Genomic DNA, 16,436 nt, shown 5'->3' with positions numbered 1-16,436 from the left:
CATCGGATCGCACACCGCTCCAGCCGACGCCGCTCAGTTCCCGATCTGGTTCCAGGCCTCGGCGATTTCGGCGATGATGCCGCGCGCTTTCATGACCTCGTCGGCCGAACGCTGCTGCGCGCCGACGATCAGCAGGCGCCGCGCCTCGCGATAGATCTGCGCCAGGCCGACGGCGATCTCTCCGCCCCGGTCGAAATCCAGCGAGGTTTCGAGGGCATGCAGGATGGACAGGGCGCGGGCATGCTTGTCCGAAGCCTTGGCGCGGTCGCCCTGCCGTTCGGCCAGCGCCGCCGCGTCCATCGCCAGCAGCAGCTCGTCGAACAGGATCTTCACCAGCGCATGCGGGCTCGCCCCCTCTATCCGGCCGCCGGCATGGACCGCCGCATAACGCCGCGTCGCCGCCCCTGCATATCCTTGTCCGTAGAACATCTTATCTGCGTCCCTTGTTATCAGTTACCGGTATTGTTCCATGCGGCGATCTGCTGTTCCATATAGGATTGCGTCGCCTTGAGCGCGGTCAGCTGCTTGTCCATCGCCGCATAGGTCTTGGTCAGCCGCGCTTCATAATTGTCCATGTCGATATTCAGCTTGTCCAGCTGATCGGCCAGCGATGCCTGCAGCTTGTCGAACTTCGACTTGGAGCTGGCGAGCGGGCCGTCATCCGATTCCAGATTGTCGCGGATCTGCTTGACCACGCCGTCGAGCCCAAGGTCGGTGGCGGTGGAGGTCGACGGATTGAGCATCTGGGTGACGGCCGTCGGATCGGCGGCGATGGCGGCGTCCAGGCGGACGGTATCCACCGCCAGCGTGCCGTCGCGGTTGGTCTTCACGCCGATATCGACCAGGGTCTTGTAGGTGCCCGAACCGACCAGCTCGGTCGAAGAGATCTTGGAAAGCTGGCGCATCATCTCGCGCACGCCCGAATCGCCGGCCAGGGCGCCGGCCGTCGAGGCATCGGTGCCCGCGGCCGTCGCATCGTTCAGCGCCTTGCGCAGGGTGTTGTACGCATCGACGAATTCGGTGACGAGGTCGCGCATCGTGGTGGTCGGCTCGCTGGCGGCGATCGTCACATCGGTGCCCACGGCCACCTTGTTGAGGTCCAGCCGGACATAGGGGATCGCCGTGTCGATGGTGTTCGACGCGAATTCCATGTCGACGCCGTCCACCACGATCTTGCTGTTCGCGGCGGTGGAGGTCTTCGCCATGCCGCCGGTCGTGCCGTCGAAGGTGAAGCGCTGCAGATCGGCATCGGCCGTGTCGCTGCCACCCTTGGTCAGGGTGAAGGCGTTGGCGGCCCCGGTCGCGCCCTTCATCACCAGGCGCGATCCGTTGACATCCGTCACGACGGACGCGGTGACGCCGGCATTCTTGGCGTTGATGGCCGCGGCCAGCCCGTCCAGCGTGTTGTTGGCGGACGTGATGTCGATGGCATAGCTGTTGCCGCCCGCCGTCAGGGTCAGCGTGCCCAGGCCCACGGCGGTCGTCGAAGAGGCCAGCGCCACCGACTTCAGCGTCTGCGCCGAGGCGAGCTGCTGCACCTGCACCTGCGCGGGCAGGCCGGTGGGCACGCCGCCGGGCAGCGACGTGGCGGCCACGATCGAGGCGTCATTGGATGCCGGCGTGCCCGAAAAGCCGGTGCCCGACAGCAGCGAGGTCAGCGCGTCCGAAAAGGCGTCCAGCGAGCTTTTGGCCGAAGCAAGCGCGGAAATGCGGGTGTTGTTGGTCGACTGCCGGCTGGTGATCACCGATTGCTTGGGATCGCGGGTCGCAGCCACCAGCTGGGACACCAGCGCAGCGGAATCCACCCCGGTATTGATGCCCAGTGCGCTCGAAATGCTGCTGCTGATCGATGTCATGCCGGTTCTTCCCTTCAGGGGTCAGAACGGCAGGGCCGCGGCGACCTTTAGGCTACCGTCGCAAGAATCTGGTCGACCGTGCCGGGCTTCACATGGGCCTGGGCGACATGGCTGGTGGTAGCCTGGGCCGCCATGTCCTTGGCCAGCTGCGCGACCCGTTCGACCATGTGCCTGTTGGCCGGCGGCAGCGGCACCAGGAAGACGGGCGGCGGCATGAGCGCCACGATCGCCCCTTCGGTGGCGTCGGCGCTGACGGCCTGGCTGCTGCTGCTGGATCGCAGGTCCGCCAGCAGTTCGGCGATCCGCGCATGCACCCTTGCATATTCGGCTGCGCTGGCGAGCTGCTCCTCCGAAAGCGCGCTGAAATCCGCTGCGGTGGCCGGGGCCTTTGCCCCCTCGCGCTGCACGGGCGTTTCCGGCACCGCCTGCCCGATAGGCTGAACTGCGGACACAGCCGCAACCGGCCGGGGCGTTACCCGGTCGATGGGCGAAATCTCGCTGCTTTGAACATAGTCGTTCATGACGCACCATCCTAATGCGTCCCCGTGAAGAGAATACGGACGAATGCGCCTAATGTTTAATTCATGACATCGATCGCATTATTTCAATGCGTTATGCGATGACCTTCGGCATCATAGCGCATATCCTCAGGCACGGTGATGAACGGACGATCCATTTCGCTCGCCATCCTGTTCTCTACACGGAAGACGAAGGCAAGCACGGCTGCCACCGCCATGTAGAGCTTTTCATCCACCACCTGCCCCGTGCGCGAGGTGAAGTAGACGGCGCGGGCAAGCTCTGGATATTGCAGCACCGGCACCTGGCTGGCGTCGCCCAGTTCGCGGATGGCCTGCGCGATCACGTCGCGCCCGCGCGCGACCACGACCGGCGCGAAATCCTGCCCCGGCCGATAGCGCAGCGCGACGGCGAAATGGGTCGGGTTGGTCAGGATGACGCTGGCCTCGGCCACGGCCTTGCGGGTCGAATTGTTCAGCATCTCATGCTGGCGGCGGCGGATATTGCCCTTGGTCTCGGGCGAGCCTTCGCTTTCCTTGTGCTCGTCCCGGATTTCCTGCTTGGTCATGTTGAGGCGCTTGGCGCGCTGGAACAGCTGCGCCGGCACGTCGATCGCGGCGATCAGGAACAGCGCGCCGGCCATGGTGAGGCAGGCGAGGATGAAGATGCTGCCAAGGTCGGAGATGGACGACTGGACGCCGCCACGCCCGACGGCGCTGATCTGGGTCAGCCTGTCCCACAGCAGCCAGAAGCCGATGGCGCCCATCGCCACCACCTTCATCACCGATTTGAACAGCTCGATCAGCCCCTGGAGCCCAAAGATGCGCTTGATGCCGGACGCCGGATTGAGCTTCGACGCCTTGGGCGCGAAGGCGCCGGTGCGGAAGCCGAGCGACCCCAGCATGGCGGGCGCGGCGATGGCGGCGATCACGGTGGCGAGCAGGATGCCGCCGACCGGCAGCATCAGCCCCTCCAGCAAGCCGATGCCGCGCGCGGCGGGGGCGAAGTTCATGATGTCCCGCCGGTCGAAACGCAGCCCTTCGACCAGCATCTGCGACAGCGAACCGAACAGGGTCGGGCCGGTGATCGCCAGCCAGCCGACCCCCGCCATCACCACCAGCGCGGTGGCGAGATCCCGAGACTGGAGGATATCGCCATTTTTCGCGGCGTCCCGCAGCCGCTTGGCTGTCGGTTTCTCGGTCTTCTCGCCGCCGCCGGTGGGATTGTTCGCCATCCGCTAATGCCCCTGGGCGACCTGCTGGGCATGTTCCAGCCCGGCGCGGATGGCATCGACCAATGCCTGCCCCATCACCGGGGCGCCGATGGCGAGCAGGAGGATGCCGGCGAACAGCGCGACCGGCATGCCGACGGAGAACAGGTTGAGCGCGGGCGCCGAGCGCGCCAGCATCGCCATCACCAGCTGGATCAGGATCAGCGCGAAACCGACCGGCAGCGCGATGGTGAGCCCCGCGCCGAGCAAGGTGCCGCCGAAGGTGACGATGCCCCAGGCCGCGTCCGCCGACAGCATCGGTCCGCCCGGCGGCAGCGCGCGATAGCTTTCCACCACATAGCTGACCAGCATCAGATGCCCGTCCATGCCGAGCAGCAGGAAGGTGCCCAGGATCGAGAGGAACTGGCCCACGACCTGCGTCGGCTGGCCCGATTGCGGATCGACCATGGCGGCGAAACCCAGGCCCATGGCGTTGCCGATGGTCTCGCCCGCCACGAACGCGGCGGCATATCCGATCTGGACCGAAAACCCAATGGCGAGGCCGGCCAGCACCTCGCCCGCGACCATCATCACGCCTTCGATGCTGGCGATGCCGTCATGCGGCAGGGTGATGGTGACGCTGTTCAATGCGGCGATGCCGAGGCCGAGCGAGAGGATGAGGCGCAGTTGCAGCGGCACGGCGGGCGCGCCGAAGACGGGGGCGGCGATGAAGGCGGCGCCGGGGCGGATCATCGCGATCAGCCAGACCCATAGCTGGTTCTCGACCCCGACGAAGCCGGGCGCGATGAGCCCCCCGCCCGCGCTCATCGCATGACGTCCGGGATGCGCTCGAATATCTCGCGGGTGAAGTCCGCGATCAGCACCATGATCGACCCGCCGAAGATGACGAGCGTGATGCCCACGACGATCAGCTTGGGCACGAAGCTCAGCGTCGCCTCGTTGATCGAGGTCGCCGCCTGGATCATGCCCAGCAGCAGGCCCGCGATCAGCGCGGGGATGAGGATGGGCGCGGCCGCCAGCGCCGTGATCCACAGCGCCTGATTGGCGAGCCCCATGAAGAAATCGGCGTTCTCCATCCTTCAAGCCCCTAGGTCGCGAAGGAGCTGGCGAGGGAGCCCATGGTCAGCGCCCAGCCATCCACCAGCACGAACAGCAGCAGCTTGAACGGCATGGAGATGATCGTAGGCGAGAGCATCATCATGCCCAGCGCCATCAAGGTGGAGGCGATGACAAGATCGATGATGAGGAAGGGCAGGAAGATCATGAAACCGATCTGGAAGGCGGTCTTCAACTCGCTGGTGACGAAGGCCGGCAGCATGATGCTGAACGGCACGTCCGACACGCTGGCATAGGGCTTGGCCTCGGCAAGGTTGGAGAACAGCATCAGGTCCGCCTGCCGCGTCTGCTTCGCCATGAAGCCGTGCAGCACCTTGGCCGAGCGGCCGACCGCTTCCTCGATCGAAATCTGGCCCGCGCCATAGGGGGTGAACGCCTGCGTGTTGATCTGGTCGATCGAGGGACGCATCACGAACAGCGAGAGGAACAGGGCAAGGCCGACGAGCACCTGATTGGGCGGCGTCTGCTGCAGGCCCAGCGCTTGCCTCAACAACGAGAGCACGATGATGATGCGGGTGAAGCTGGTCATCATCAGCACCAGCGACGGCAGCACCGTCAGCAGGCTCATGAGGACAAGGATCTGGAGGCTGAGCGAGAGCGGGCGGCCCTCGCCCGAGATCGTGCCCATGGCGCGGGTGAGAGCGCCCGAATTGTCCACCGGCGCCGCGGGCACGGCCTGCGCGGCGGCCTGTGCCAGCGCCGGGTTCGTTATCAGGATACCGCCGACCAGAATGGCGCCGGCGAGCAAGACCATCCTAGCGCGCACGGGGTGTCCCCGAGGGGATGGCGCCCGGGCGGCCTTCCGCGATCTTCTCGATCCGGTTGCGGGTGACGGAAATCAACAGGCGCTGTCCCTCGAACTCGACCACGGCCAGCTTGCCGAAGGTGCCCATGGGCAGCGCCTCGACCAGCTTGAGCGCGCGGTCGCCCTGCCCCGCGCCGATCATGCCGGGCTGATATTTGCGCCAGAGCCACAGGGCCCCGAACGCCAGCCCGCCGACCAGCGGAAGCAGAATGACAAGTTTGAGGAAATACCAGAGCATCAACCGCGCCTTTCGACCCCGGCCATCCGCGTTTCCGTCGTTGCAACGTCCACGATGCGAATGCCGTAGCGGCCGTTTACCTGAACGACCTCGCCCTTGGCAATCAGCGCGCCGTTCACCATGATATCCAGCAGATCGTCGGCCTGACGGTCCAGCTCGACCACGCTGCCCTCGGCCAAATCCATGACCTCGGCGAGCTTCAGAGAGGTGGAACCGACCTCCACCGACATGCGCACGGGAATGTCCGCCAGCAGGCGGAACTGGCGGCTGGCGGCCATGCGGTCGATGCCGCCGTCCAGTTCGGCGACGCCCAGCTTCGGCGCTTCGCTCATGTCACTCATTGATGTGTTCCCTGTGCAAGTTTTTCGATCATGAAGGCGGCGCGGCCATCCTGTTCGCCGATGGAGCCATGGGCGACGATGCGGTCCCCCACGATCAGCGGCAGGCTGCGGTTGAGGTTGACGGGGATGATGTCCCCGGCCCTGAGTTTCAGAAGCTCGGCCAGCGACAGGCTGGGCCGGGCCAGCACGGTGCGCGCGGGCAGGCGGATATTGCCCATCTGGTGCGCGATGCGGGCGCGCCAAGCCGGGTCGTCGCGATTGGCTTCGTCGCGCACCTTGGTGCCCAGCAGCGGCTCTATGGCGCGCAGGCCGGCCAGCGGATACAGGATGTCGACCGGCCATTCATCGTCGCCCACCAGGCTGACGATGAAGCGCTGCACGACCATCTGGTCGCTCGGCTGCTGCGTGGCGGCAAAGCCGATGCCGGTTTCGCGCGCGACAAGCCCGGCCTCCAGCGGCAGGGTTTCGGCCCAGCATTCCACCAGCCGCTTCATCAGCGCGTCGGACAGGCGCACGATCACCCGATCCTCGATCGGTGTGAATTCGGCGCGCGCGCCGGACTGGCGGCGGCCGGTGCCGCCATAGAAGCAATCGACGATGGTGGAGATCATGCCGGCGTCCATGCGCAGCAGCACATTGCCCTTGAGCGGCTGCAGGCGATAGACGCCGATGCTGGAAAAGCGCGGCACCTGGCCGGACCAGACGCCGAAATCGGCCACGTCGACCGGCCGGGCCACGACCTTCGGCCGCCCCCCCACCATCGGCTCCAGCAACACGCGCAGACGCCGGCCGAGCTTTTCGCCCAGCCGGTCCACGCCCGACAGCATCATGGGCGACTGCGTATCGCCGCGACCCAGTGCAATTGGTTGAACGTCATCCATTCCCAGTCAGTCCCCCGCCCGAGCGCGAAGGGACTGACCCAGCGCCGGACAGCCCTATTGAATAACGAAATTGGTAAAATAAACGTTATCGACGCCCCCGTAGCCGGTCTTCTGCTTGAGGATATCGTTGATCGTTTTCTTCAGCTGCGCCTGCAGCGCTTCCTTCCCCCGGGGGGTCGAAAGGGCCAGCTGCTGTTGCTCGGCGAGCATCATCAGCACCGCCGAACGGATGGCCATTTCATGGGTTTTCATCGCTTCGATCACGCGGCCGTCATAATAGGTCGAGATCGCGATGGAGATCTGCGCGAAGGAATCGCTGTCCGCCATGTTCGACGTGAAGGGCGCCTGCACCTGGAAATAGGTGGCCTGATATCTGGAGGGATCGCTGGGCACGGGCAGGTCGATTCCGTGCTTTTTGGCGCCTTCATGGCCTCCCGCCGCGTCATGGCCGGCGCCCGCCTCATGCTCGGCGGCCTCGGCCTTGGCCGCGAAGGACTTGCCGACTTCCTCGGCATCCTCGCCCTTGAGGACGAGTTGCGGGCGGTTGAAATCTTCCTTCGGCCCTTCGGCCTTCTTGCTGAAGACGCCGGCCGCATACAGCCCGCCGACCGTGCCCGCGCCGCCCACGACAAGAGCGACGACGAGCATGACGATGAGCTTCATCGACCCGCTCTTCTTTTTTTTCGCTGCCCCCGCTTCGTCGCTCATTTTTCCCAGATCCCCATCAGTTCCGATCACGCATAGCGCGTGCCGCGGCCATCACGCCCGCCACGGTCGTCCCGCCGGTCCTGCGAGTCGCCCGATCCAATTACGGCCGCATCGCGCAAAGCTTTAGCCGCGCCCTGGGCATTTCCGCCGCCATGGCCCGCGCCATTGCCGTTCTGGCTCATATTCTGGGCCTGCGCGGACTGGGACTGGCCCTGCCCCTGGTTCCAGCCGCCCTGCCCCGCCGGATTCTGGCCGCCAGCGTTCGCCTGCGCGCTGTCGGCGACATGATTGACGCGATCGACACGGATGTCGGCGATGCGCACGCCGGGCTGGTTCTCCGCACGGCGAAGATCATTGTCTGCGGACAGCGCCGCGCGGGCGGCCTCCGTCTTCACGGTCAGGTCGGCCTCCGGCCCAAGCGCCGTGTTTCGGATATCGACCCGCATGGCGCCCAGATTTTCGGGCGACAAGTGGAAGCTGCCCTGCCCCTCCCGTGCCACGACATGGGCGATATCCCGCGACACGCCGTCGAGCCACTGGTTGCCGACCGCCAGATCGACAACGCTCTGGCCAAGGCTGGCGCCCAGATCGGGCGTGGCGGTGTTGGTGGCGATCGCGCCCACATCCAGCGAGGCAACGCCGGACGAAGGGTCGGGCGATGCGACGGGCGACGTCAGGGCCGCCAGCGCGGGCGAAACCGGACCGCCATCGCCGTCCGCCACCCTGGCGCGCGCGGCGGCATCCTCATGGCCCTTTGCCGGGGCCGCAGGCTTGATCTGTCCCGCAGCATCCGACGCCACTTCAGGCGCGCGTGGGGAGGAAGCGGGCTTTACCCCGGCAGTCGCCATGCGCGCGGCGACCATCGCCGGGGCCTTGCCGTCAGTCTTCGCCATGTCGGTCGATAGCCCGGCTTGCGCTACCAGTGCGGGGATCACGACAGCCCCGGCCGCTGGTGCGCCCTGCCCCTGCACGCTGCCGGTCGCCGGCGGCGCGACCTTAACGGCCACGCTCCCGTCGTTCGCCATGGCCGGCACGGGCTGGTCGATGGCGGCAGCCATGGTCCGGGAGGCCGCGCGCGGTGGCTGTGCAACAGCCTCGTCTTCGGACTGCAGGACCGGCGGCGAAAGCGGACTGGCGGCATGTTCAGCGCGCGTAACAACCACTGAAACGGGTTCCGACGTCCCTGTCGGGGACTGCGCCGGTGACGGTTGCGCCTGCGCGGGCAATGACGGTGCCGTTGCCGTCTGCACGGATGTCGGCGTCGCCCCCTGCACGGGCATCGGCAATGGTGTCGGGGTGGGCGCGGACGGCATGGCCGCCATCATGACGGCACGCCCTGCGCCGGTTGCCTGACCTGCCCCGGCCACCAGGCCCAGCAAGGCCGTGGCCTCCGCCATCGGCGCTGCCGGCAGGGCCTCGCCGGAAGACGATGGCGGCACCGGCTGGGTGGTCGGCGCTGCCATGCCGGTCGCCCCTTGCGCATGCGGCTGCACGACGGGCGCCGCGACGGCAGCCTGTGCGGTGTGCATCAGCGGCGGCGAAAGCGGATCGGCGGATGTCCTGGCGCGTTCGAGCGGCCCTGTGACCGCCACCGGCGACGACGCAGAAGCCTGCACCGGCCCGGATGTGGCCGGAGCCGGCACCACCTGATCCGCCACGACAGCGGTGGGCGCCTGGGCGGGCGCGGACGTCACCTCGGCGGGGGCAGCCTCCGGCGCGGCATCGGCCGCCTGTTTCCAGGCGGGCTTGTCCGACTTCCTGCCCTTCTTCGTTCCATCGGCCAAAGCCTCATCATGAGCGCCGCGACGGCGCACCGGGGCGGCATCCGCCTTCCCGGCGCTGTCCACCAGCGCGCTGAAATCCGTGGCGGGGTGCTTCCCCCCGGCATGGAGTTTGCCGGCGCGCATCGTCGCCTTCTGTGTCGGCAGGCTGTCGAGCATGGTCACGGTCATGAGTCCCCTTCCCTCATCTGCATCTTGCGGTAGCGCGGCAGTGCGGCGATCTTCGCCTCCACATGCGCGTCGAGTGCGGCCCGTATTCTGTCGCGCAGGCGCTCGGCGATCTCGCGTTCGCGATTGGCCTCCACCCTGCGTCCCTGTTTTTCGTCCAGCTTGCGGCGCGCATCGTACAGCGCGCCATCCAGCTGCCGCCCGGCCTGTTCCAGCCGGGTCGCCAGCTCGCGATAGGCGGCAAAGCTGCCGCCCATGGACACACCGTCGCCCTCGAACAGGCTGGCGCGGACATTTTTGAGGCGTTCCGCATTGCGCGCGATGCCATCGGCCTCTTCCTGCGCGCGCGCGGTTTCCACCACCGCCAGCGCATGCTGGACATGGCGTACCCGCAAGACGCGGTGGCGGCGCTGGAGCATGTTCTTCACCGGCCGAACTCGCTGACGAGCGCGGCGGCGCTGGTATCAAGGTCGATGCGGCTCTTCTGGTCCTGCCGCAGGAAATCGAGCAGCTCCTGCCGGCGCGACACCGCCTCGTCGATCACCGGATCATTGCCGGGGCGATAGGCGCCCATCAGGATGAGATCGCGATTTTCCTCATAGGCAGCCCACAGGCTGCGATAGGCAGCAGCGGCGGCGAGATGCTCGTCGTCCACCACATCGGCCATCACGCGCGACAAGGACTTGCCGATGTCGATCGCCGGGAAGATCGCCTGTTCGGAAAGATGGCGGGAGAGGACGAAATGCCCGTCCACAATGGCACGGGCGGCGTCCACGATCGGATCGTCGGTATCGTCGCCATCGGCAAGCACCGTATAGAGCGCGGTGATCGATCCGCCCGAGCGGCTGTCCACGCCCGCGCGCTCCACCAGGCGCGGGATAAGCGCCAGGGCGGAGGGCGGATAGCCCTTCATCGCCGGCGGCTCGCCCAATGCCAGCCCGATTTCGCGCTGGGCATGGGCGCAGCGCGTCAGGCTGTCGATCAGCAGCAGCACCTTCTTGCCGCGCGCCCGGAAATATTCGGCGATGGCGGTCGCGCGGGAAGCGGCGCGCAGGCGCATCACCGGCGGATGATCGGCCGGCACGGCGACGACGATGCTCTTCTGCAGCAGGCCGCCGGAGAGCTTGGTTTCCAGGAAATCGCTGACCTCGCGCCCGCGCTCGCCGATGAGCCCCGCGACGACGATGTCCGCCTCGGCCCCGGCGATCATCTGGCCCATGAGCACGGACTTACCGACGCCCGAGCCGGCGATGATGGCGATGCGCTGGCCGCGGCCGGCGGTGAGCAGCGCATTGACCGCGCGCACGCCCAGGTCGAACGGCTCGGTCACGCGGCCGCGATCCAGCACATTGCCCTGCACGCCATTGAGCGGCCAGGTGCCGCCGGCGATGATCGGTCCCTTGCGGTCGAGCGGCTGGCCCATCGCGTCGATGACCCGGCCGATCAGCCCCTCGCCCACCTGCACCATGTTCGCCGCGCTGTCCGGTTCCACCCGCGCGCCGCGTTCCAGCGGCGCCCCGGCGTCGAGCGGCACCAGCAGGGTGCGGTTGTTGCGAAAGCCCACCACTTCGGCCCGCGCGACCGTGCCGTCCGTGGCTGTCACCCGCGCGCCCGCGCCGATGGGGCGGGTGAAACCGGTCACTTCCAGCATGCCGGCATCATGCGCGACCAGCCGGCCGACATGGCGCGGCGCCCTGCTGGGCAGCTGCAGATGGTCGAGCAGCGTTTCCGCCTGGGCGAGTCCGGCCTTCAGCATGGGTCAGGCCCGTCCTTCCATATTGTCGAGCAGCGCGTGCAGGCGCGACAGGCGCACATCCGGCCCGTCCTCGATCCAGCCGTCGGCGGTATCGAGCCGCACGGAGCCGCGCCGCATCTGCAGGTCGGCAACCACCGGCACGGCCAGCGTCGCGCCTTCCAGCAGCGGAATATCGTCCGGATGGAGATGCAGGGCGTTCTTGCCGTCGCTCTCGTCCACGCAGGCGGCCACCGCCTCGCAGCGTTCGCGCAGCAACTCCGTATCGATGGCGACTTCGCCCACGATCTGGCCGACAAGGCGGATGACCGCCGCCGACAACATGGTGGAGAGCGTGCCGGGATCGGCGGGCGAGAGCTGTTCCAGCGCGGCGGCAAGCCGCTGGCGCGTGTCATGATCCTCGCCATGGGATTGCGCGGTGATGCGGCAGCCCTCTTCGAAACCCATGGTGAAGGCTTCGACCCGCGCCTGTTCCAGCGGATCGAACGGCGCTTCCGGCTCGGGCTCCGCCGGGCGCTGGGCATGCACTTCCTGGCCATCGGCATAGAGCGCGCGAAAGCTGCTGCGCTGGTTTGCCGCCGCGCGGAAACCGCCAAGGGCGATGGCCGTCACATGCTGCGCATCGGCCGGATTGAGCAGCCTAGACAAAGTCGTTGCCCTTTCCGCCAAGCATGATGGTGCCGGCGTCGGCCATGCGGCGGGCGGTGGCGACGATGACCTTCTGGGCCTCGATCACCTCGGCCAGGCGGATCGGGCCGCGCTCTTCCATCTCGTCGGCAATCGCCTGGGCGGCGCGGCTCGACATGCAGTTGAAGATCTTGCCCTTCAGCATCTCGTTCGCGCCCTTCAGCGCGAAGACAAGCATGTCGTTGTCGATGGTGCGCATCAGCGTGCTGAGGTTCTTCTCGTCCATCTCCACCAGATTGTCGAAGACGAACATCTCCTCCTCGATGGACTGGGCGATGGCCTTGTCGCGCTTGACCAGCGCCTTGATGATCCGCTGTTCATTGTCCTTGCGGACATTGTTCATGATCGCGGCCGCCTCGCTGGTGCCGCCACGCTGGGTCGCCGCGCCCTGGCTGGCGACGGGCGCGCCACGCAGCAGCAGGTCTTCCAGCTCGTCCAGCGCCTCGCTGCTGACCGGGCCGAGCGTCGCGATGCGATAGACCACGTCTTCCTGGCATTCGGCGGGCAGCAATTGCAGCACGTCGGCGGCAATCGGCGGCTCCAGATGGGCGAGCACGATGGCCATCACCTGCGGATGCTCCGCGTCGATGATGGCGGCAACTTCCTTGGGCTCCATCCATTTGAGCATTTCCAGCCGGGTCGAGCGGGTCGGCGGCGTGATCTGCGACAGAATATTCTCCGCCCGGCCGGGGCCGAGCGCCTTGGTCATCGCGCCGCGAATATGCCGGGTCGCGCCATAGCCGATGGTGGTGCGCCGCTTCGCCTTGTTGACGAAATGGTCCAGCGCCTGGTTGACCTCGTCCACCTCGACATCGGCGACGTCGTACATGGCATAGCCAAGCTGGCGCACTTCCTCGGGCTCCAGCCGCGCCAGGATCTGCGCGGCCTCGTCCTCGTCGAACAGCATCAGCAGCACGGCGGCGGCGGCGCTGCCCTTCAGCGCGGGGTCGGCGGATATGGCCCCGGCGCCCATTGCAGCCTCAGGCATTTTCCTTCTTCCCTTCCTTCAGGAGGTCGCGGACGACGAGCGCGGCGCGGTCGGGGTCCTGCTTGACGAAGTTGCGGATCAGGTCGGCGCGCTGGGCATAGTCCGGCGTCGAGGAGATCATGTCGAGCGTGACCGGACGGTCCGGATCATGCGGCGCGGCGCGGGTCATCTCGGCGGAGATCTCGCGGCCGATCTGCTGCCCCTGCGCGGCGCGCTCGGCGGCGGCTTCCTCGCGGGCGGCGGCGCGGCGCTTGAGCAGCGGGCGACCGAGGCCGAAGATCAGCACCAGCGCGACCAGCAGGGCAGAGACGTTGCGGGCAAGCATGGAAACCCAATCGGCCTCATACCAGAGGGCCACCACCTCGGTCGCCTTGGCAAAGCCGCGCGAGGAGAGCGCCACCGTGTCGCCACGGGTCTGGTCGAAGCCGACCGCGCCCTTCACCAGCGCTTCGAGCGCGGCGATTTCCTGTGCCGAGCGCGGCTTGCCATCGGCGCCATTGTCCAGCGCAACCGCGACCGACAGCCGCTTGACGGTGCCGACCGCGTCGCGGGTGACGGAGACTTCGCGGCCCAGCTCGAAATTGCGGTTGAAGGTTTCGGCGGTCTTCATCGGCGCGTCGGCCGGCGTCGCGGGACCGGCGGCGGCCTGCGTGCCATTGGCGGTCTGGGCCGGCGGCGGTGTCGTGGCGGCGGTGGCCGGCGGCGGCGCAGTGTTGGAGATGGCGCCGGGAATACCGCCCGCCTCGCCAACCGCGCCATTTTTGCCGGCTTCCCAGCTGCCCTGTTCGGAACGCAGGCGCGCTTCGTCCTGCGGATAGGTTTCGCGCGTCGCCTGCCGCTCGGCGAAGTTCAGTTCGGCATGGACCTCGGCGGAGAATTTGTCGGCGCCGAGAATGGGCGTCAGCAGGGCGGTGACGGCCTGGCGATAACGTTCCTCCATGCGGGTCTGCGCGGTGAACTGGCGATCGTTTGTGCCATCGGCTTCGTCATTGGACAGCAGGCGGCCATTCTGGTCGACCACCGACACCGCGTCCGGCGTCAGTTCCGGCACCGAAGACGCGACGAGGTGGACGATGGCCTGCACCTGCTCCTGCGACAGGCTGCGGCCATTGGAAAGACGCAGCATCACCGAGGCGGAGGGCTTCACCCGGTCGCGCAGGAACACGCTGGGCGGCTCGACCGCGAGGTGAACGCGGGCGCTCTCGACGGAGTCGATGGCTTCGATGGTGCGGGCAAGGTCCATTTCCCGCGCCGAGCGCAGCTTTTCGCCCTCGACCGCGCGGCTGGCGCCCATGGGCATGGAATCGATCATGCTCGCGCCGTCGGGCGCGCTCTTGGGCAGCCCTTCGGAGGCGAGCAGCATCTTCGCCTTGAAATAATCGTCCTGATTGACGGTGATCGCGCCGGACGAGCTGAAGTCGTGGGTGATGCCCTTCTTGTCGAGCACATCGGCCACGGCGGCCTGATCGGCCTCGGGCAGGCCACGGAACAGGTCGCGCTGCGGCGGCTCGCGCAGGGCCAGCCAGGCAAGCCCCGCCAGCGCGACGACGCCCAGCATGCCGAGCATCGGCAGGCTGCGGGCGATCGCAGGCTGTTTCAGGAAGCCGGTGATCCGGGAACGGAAGGCGTCGACGCCGCCCCCGCCCGAAGCGAGAGCCGGCAGCGCCGGTGCGGATGCGGCCTGGCCGCCATCAAGGGTAAGGTTCGCGTCGCTCATAGCTTACACCGGCATGCTCATGATGTCTTTATATGCGGACAGCAGCTTGTTGCGGACCTGAAGGGTCGCCTCGAAGCCGATGGATGCCTGCTGCTTGGCAAGCATGACCGCGGCGATGTCTGTCGTTTCGCCCTTTTCGAACGCGGTGGCGGCGTCGCCGGCCTTGTTCTGCAGGTCGTTGACCTGGGCGAGCGCGTCGCGCATCGCGCTGGTGAAGTCGGTCGCCTTCGCGCCGGCCGTGCCGCCGATATCGGCCGCGCCGCCAGCCGCGCCGGCCGAGCCGACGTCGCGCAGGGCGGCGTTCTTCTGCAGGATGGCATTGCGGATCGCCATCACGCTGTCTGTCGAGATGCCGGACATGGCTCAGCCCTCCTTCAAGCGGCGGCCAGCTCGCGCATCTCGGCAAGCCGATAGCGCAAGGTGCGTTCGGAAATGCCCAGCTTGCGGGCCGCGAGGGCGCGATGGCCATCGGTCTCGCGCAGGGCATGGCGGATGGCGTCGATCTTCGACATGCGGGCCACATCCTGCAGCCGCATCGGCGGGGCGTTGCGCATCTGCGGCGTGACCGGGGAGGGCGCCGCAGCGACCGGGGCGATCGAAAGGTCTTCCGGCGTGATCCGGCTGCCTTCGCGCAGCACGACGGCGCGCTGGAGCATGTTGCCAAGCTCACGGGCATTGCCGGGCCAGCGATGGTCGAGCAGGCAGTCCATCGCCTCGGCGGTCGGCCAGGGGAAGACATCCTGCGCGCCGGCATGGCGATATTGACGCAGCAGCAGCGCAGCGGTGATCGCGGGAATATCCTGGCGGCGCTCGGCCAGCGGCCGTAGTTCCAGCGGCATCACGTTGAGGCGCCAGTACAGATCGCTGCGGAACCGGCCGGCGTCGCATTCGGCGACGAGGTCGCGGTTGCAGGCCGCGATCACGCGGACATTGACCGGCACCGGATGGGTGGCGCCGACAGGCAGGATTTCGCCTTCCTGCAGCGCGCGCAGCAGCTTGGCCTGAAGGGCGAGCGGCAGTTCGGCGATTTCGTCGAGGAACAGCGTGCCGCCGTCCGCCGCCAGGAACAGGCCGTCCGAAGCTGCCGCCGCGCCGGTGAAGGCGCCCTTGCGGTGGCCGAAGAGCATCGCTTCCATCATGGTTTCGGGCAGCGCCGCGCAGTTGACGGCGATGAAGTCGCGATCGTTGCGGGTGCTGTTGGCGTGCAGGAAGCGCGCCATGCCTTCCTTGCCGGTGCCGGTGTCGCCCTGGATCAGGACGGTGGCGTCGCTGCGGGCGATACGGGCGGCAAGGCCCATCAGCTTCGCGCTGCCAGCGTCGCCCACCGCCGGCATGCCGGCCTGACGGGCCAGCTCGGCGATCAGCGCCATGCCCAGGGAAGCATCGTCAAGGCCGAAGGCGACACGGGCGGGCATGCCGTTGGCGGCGGGCTGATAGCTCGGCGCGCCGGGGCGATAATCCACCAGGATGTCGCGATGGGTCGCATGGGCGATTTCGCCGCTCAGCAGGATGCGGACGGCACCACGCTCGCGCGGCGCATCGGCGCAAACCGTGCCACAGGCAATATAGGCATTGTCGAGCCACAGTCGCAGACCCGGTATCAGGCCGCACACGCCAAGGCTCATGTCCAGTCCAGACATGCAAATCGTC

General features: G+C 67.5%; 19 protein-coding genes. All 19 read right to left on the bottom strand.

The window, feature by feature from the left end:
- Nucleotides 1–33: 33 nt before the first annotated feature.
- The 19 genes from WFP78_RS05705 to WFP78_RS05615 all read right to left on the bottom strand — a co-directional run bounded on the left by WFP78_RS05705 (nt 34) and on the right by WFP78_RS05615 (nt 16,426).
- Complete coding sequence (locus tag WFP78_RS05705) at nt 34–429, bottom strand: flagellar export chaperone FliS (RefSeq protein ID WP_336959615.1); 396 nt, start codon at nt 427–429, stop codon at nt 34–36.
- Between the two features lie 20 nt (nt 430–449).
- Complete coding sequence (fliD, locus tag WFP78_RS05700) at nt 450–1,856, bottom strand: flagellar filament capping protein FliD (protein ID WP_336959613.1); 1,407 nt, start codon at nt 1,854–1,856, stop codon at nt 450–452.
- Nucleotides 1,857–1,903: 47 nt separating this feature from the next.
- Nucleotides 1,904–2,377: a hypothetical protein gene (locus WFP78_RS05695; RefSeq protein ID WP_336959612.1), complete on the bottom strand. Its 474-nt coding sequence runs from the start codon at nt 2,375–2,377 to the stop codon at nt 1,904–1,906.
- Nucleotides 2,378–2,460: 83 nt separating this feature from the next.
- Nucleotides 2,461–3,606 (bottom strand): EscU/YscU/HrcU family type III secretion system export apparatus switch protein, encoded by a 1,146-nt coding sequence (locus tag WFP78_RS05690; protein WP_336959610.1) that lies wholly within the window; start codon nt 3,604–3,606, stop codon nt 2,461–2,463.
- Nucleotides 3,607–3,609: 3 nt separating this feature from the next.
- Entirely contained in the window at nt 3,610–4,410 is an 801-nt protein-coding gene (gene fliR, locus WFP78_RS05685) for a flagellar biosynthetic protein FliR (protein WP_336959608.1), read from the bottom strand.
- A complete protein-coding gene (gene fliQ / locus WFP78_RS05680; protein WP_336959606.1) occupies nt 4,407–4,679 on the bottom strand; it encodes a flagellar biosynthesis protein FliQ in 273 nt (90 codons plus the stop codon). The genes fliR and fliQ overlap by 4 nt, the downstream gene beginning before the upstream one ends.
- Before the next feature lie 11 nt (nt 4,680–4,690).
- Nucleotides 4,691–5,473: a flagellar type III secretion system pore protein FliP gene (gene fliP, locus WFP78_RS05675; protein WP_336959604.1), complete on the bottom strand. Its 783-nt coding sequence runs from the start codon at nt 5,471–5,473 to the stop codon at nt 4,691–4,693.
- 1 nt (nt 5,474) lies between these two features.
- The gene (locus WFP78_RS05670) at nt 5,475–5,762 is read right to left on the bottom strand and encodes a FliO/MopB family protein (protein ID WP_336959602.1); all 288 of its coding nucleotides are present in this window, start codon (nt 5,760–5,762) and stop codon (nt 5,475–5,477) included.
- Nucleotides 5,762–6,103 carry a flagellar motor switch protein FliN gene (gene fliN / locus WFP78_RS05665; RefSeq protein ID WP_336959600.1) on the bottom strand — a complete coding sequence of 114 codons (342 nt, stop codon included), beginning with the start codon at nt 6,101–6,103 and terminating at the stop codon, nt 5,762–5,764. Before fliN ends, WFP78_RS05670 begins: the two co-directional genes overlap by 1 nt.
- A complete protein-coding gene (locus WFP78_RS05660; protein WP_336959598.1) occupies nt 6,100–6,984 on the bottom strand; it encodes a flagellar motor switch protein FliM in 885 nt (294 codons plus the stop codon). Before WFP78_RS05660 ends, fliN begins: the two co-directional genes overlap by 4 nt.
- A 54-nt stretch (nt 6,985–7,038) precedes the next feature.
- Nucleotides 7,039–7,692, bottom strand: coding sequence for a flagellar basal body-associated FliL family protein (locus tag WFP78_RS05655; protein WP_336959596.1), 654 nt, complete (start codon nt 7,690–7,692; stop codon nt 7,039–7,041).
- A gap of 26 nt (nt 7,693–7,718) precedes the next feature.
- A complete protein-coding gene (locus WFP78_RS05650) occupies nt 7,719–9,644 on the bottom strand; it encodes a hypothetical protein (RefSeq protein ID WP_336959594.1) in 1,926 nt (641 codons plus the stop codon).
- A complete protein-coding gene (locus WFP78_RS05645) occupies nt 9,641–10,060 on the bottom strand; it encodes a hypothetical protein (RefSeq protein WP_419722926.1) in 420 nt (139 codons plus the stop codon). The genes WFP78_RS05650 and WFP78_RS05645 overlap by 4 nt, the downstream gene beginning before the upstream one ends.
- A gap of 5 nt (nt 10,061–10,065) precedes the next feature.
- Nucleotides 10,066–11,397 carry a FliI/YscN family ATPase gene (locus WFP78_RS05640; RefSeq protein WP_336959590.1) on the bottom strand — a complete coding sequence of 444 codons (1,332 nt, stop codon included), beginning with the start codon at nt 11,395–11,397 and terminating at the stop codon, nt 10,066–10,068.
- 3 nt (nt 11,398–11,400) lie between these two features.
- Nucleotides 11,401–12,042 (bottom strand): FliH/SctL family protein, encoded by a 642-nt coding sequence (locus tag WFP78_RS05635; protein WP_336959587.1) that lies wholly within the window; start codon nt 12,040–12,042, stop codon nt 11,401–11,403.
- The gene (gene fliG, locus WFP78_RS05630) at nt 12,035–13,069 is read right to left on the bottom strand and encodes a flagellar motor switch protein FliG (RefSeq protein ID WP_336959585.1); all 1,035 of its coding nucleotides are present in this window, start codon (nt 13,067–13,069) and stop codon (nt 12,035–12,037) included. The genes WFP78_RS05635 and fliG overlap by 8 nt, the downstream gene beginning before the upstream one ends.
- Nucleotides 13,062–14,786 (bottom strand): flagellar basal-body MS-ring/collar protein FliF, encoded by a 1,725-nt coding sequence (gene fliF, locus WFP78_RS05625; protein ID WP_336959583.1) that lies wholly within the window; start codon nt 14,784–14,786, stop codon nt 13,062–13,064. Before fliF ends, fliG begins: the two co-directional genes overlap by 8 nt.
- 3 nt (nt 14,787–14,789) lie before the next feature.
- Nucleotides 14,790–15,146 carry a flagellar hook-basal body complex protein FliE gene (gene fliE / locus WFP78_RS05620; protein WP_336959581.1) on the bottom strand — a complete coding sequence of 119 codons (357 nt, stop codon included), beginning with the start codon at nt 15,144–15,146 and terminating at the stop codon, nt 14,790–14,792.
- 14 nt (nt 15,147–15,160) lie between these two features.
- Entirely contained in the window at nt 15,161–16,426 is a 1,266-nt protein-coding gene (locus WFP78_RS05615; RefSeq protein ID WP_336959579.1) for a sigma-54 interaction domain-containing protein, read from the bottom strand.
- Between the last annotated feature and the right edge of the window lie 10 nt (nt 16,427–16,436).

Origin of the sequence: Sphingobium aquiterrae (genome assembly GCF_037154135.1) — a bacterium.
Lineage (GTDB): Bacteria > Pseudomonadota > Alphaproteobacteria > Sphingomonadales > Sphingomonadaceae > Sphingobium > Sphingobium aquiterrae.
The sequence above is the reverse complement of the archived record's forward strand: the minus strand, read 5'-3'. Positions and strand labels throughout refer to the sequence as shown.

Coding starts and splice junctions, on each gene's coding strand:
- WFP78_RS05705 (WP_336959615.1), bottom strand. CDS start 429: ATGTTCTACGGACAAGGATATGCAGGGGCGGCGACGCGGCGTTATGCG.
- fliD (WP_336959613.1), bottom strand. CDS start 1,856: ATGACATCGATCAGCAGCAGCATTTCGAGCGCACTGGGCATCAATACC.
- WFP78_RS05695 (WP_336959612.1), bottom strand. CDS start 2,377: ATGAACGACTATGTTCAAAGCAGCGAGATTTCGCCCATCGACCGGGTA.
- WFP78_RS05690 (WP_336959610.1), bottom strand. CDS start 3,606: ATGGCGAACAATCCCACCGGCGGCGGCGAGAAGACCGAGAAACCGACA.
- fliR (WP_336959608.1), bottom strand. CDS start 4,410: ATGAGCGCGGGCGGGGGGCTCATCGCGCCCGGCTTCGTCGGGGTCGAG.
- fliQ (WP_336959606.1), bottom strand. CDS start 4,679: ATGGAGAACGCCGATTTCTTCATGGGGCTCGCCAATCAGGCGCTGTGG.
- fliP (WP_336959604.1), bottom strand. CDS start 5,473: ATGGTCTTGCTCGCCGGCGCCATTCTGGTCGGCGGTATCCTGATAACG.
- WFP78_RS05670 (WP_336959602.1), bottom strand. CDS start 5,762: ATGCTCTGGTATTTCCTCAAACTTGTCATTCTGCTTCCGCTGGTCGGC.
- fliN (WP_336959600.1), bottom strand. CDS start 6,103: ATGAGTGACATGAGCGAAGCGCCGAAGCTGGGCGTCGCCGAACTGGAC.
- WFP78_RS05660 (WP_336959598.1), bottom strand. CDS start 6,984: ATGGATGACGTTCAACCAATTGCACTGGGTCGCGGCGATACGCAGTCG.
- WFP78_RS05655 (WP_336959596.1), bottom strand. CDS start 7,692: ATGAGCGACGAAGCGGGGGCAGCGAAAAAAAAGAAGAGCGGGTCGATG.
- WFP78_RS05650 (WP_336959594.1), bottom strand. CDS start 9,644: ATGACCGTGACCATGCTCGACAGCCTGCCGACACAGAAGGCGACGATG.
- WFP78_RS05645 (WP_419722926.1), bottom strand. CDS start 10,060: ATGCTCCAGCGCCGCCACCGCGTCTTGCGGGTACGCCATGTCCAGCAT.
- WFP78_RS05640 (WP_336959590.1), bottom strand. CDS start 11,397: ATGCTGAAGGCCGGACTCGCCCAGGCGGAAACGCTGCTCGACCATCTG.
- fliG (WP_336959585.1), bottom strand. CDS start 13,069: ATGCCTGAGGCTGCAATGGGCGCCGGGGCCATATCCGCCGACCCCGCG.
- fliF (WP_336959583.1), bottom strand. CDS start 14,786: ATGAGCGACGCGAACCTTACCCTTGATGGCGGCCAGGCCGCATCCGCA.
- fliE (WP_336959581.1), bottom strand. CDS start 15,146: ATGTCCGGCATCTCGACAGACAGCGTGATGGCGATCCGCAATGCCATC.
- WFP78_RS05615 (WP_336959579.1), bottom strand. CDS start 16,426: ATGTCTGGACTGGACATGAGCCTTGGCGTGTGCGGCCTGATACCGGGT.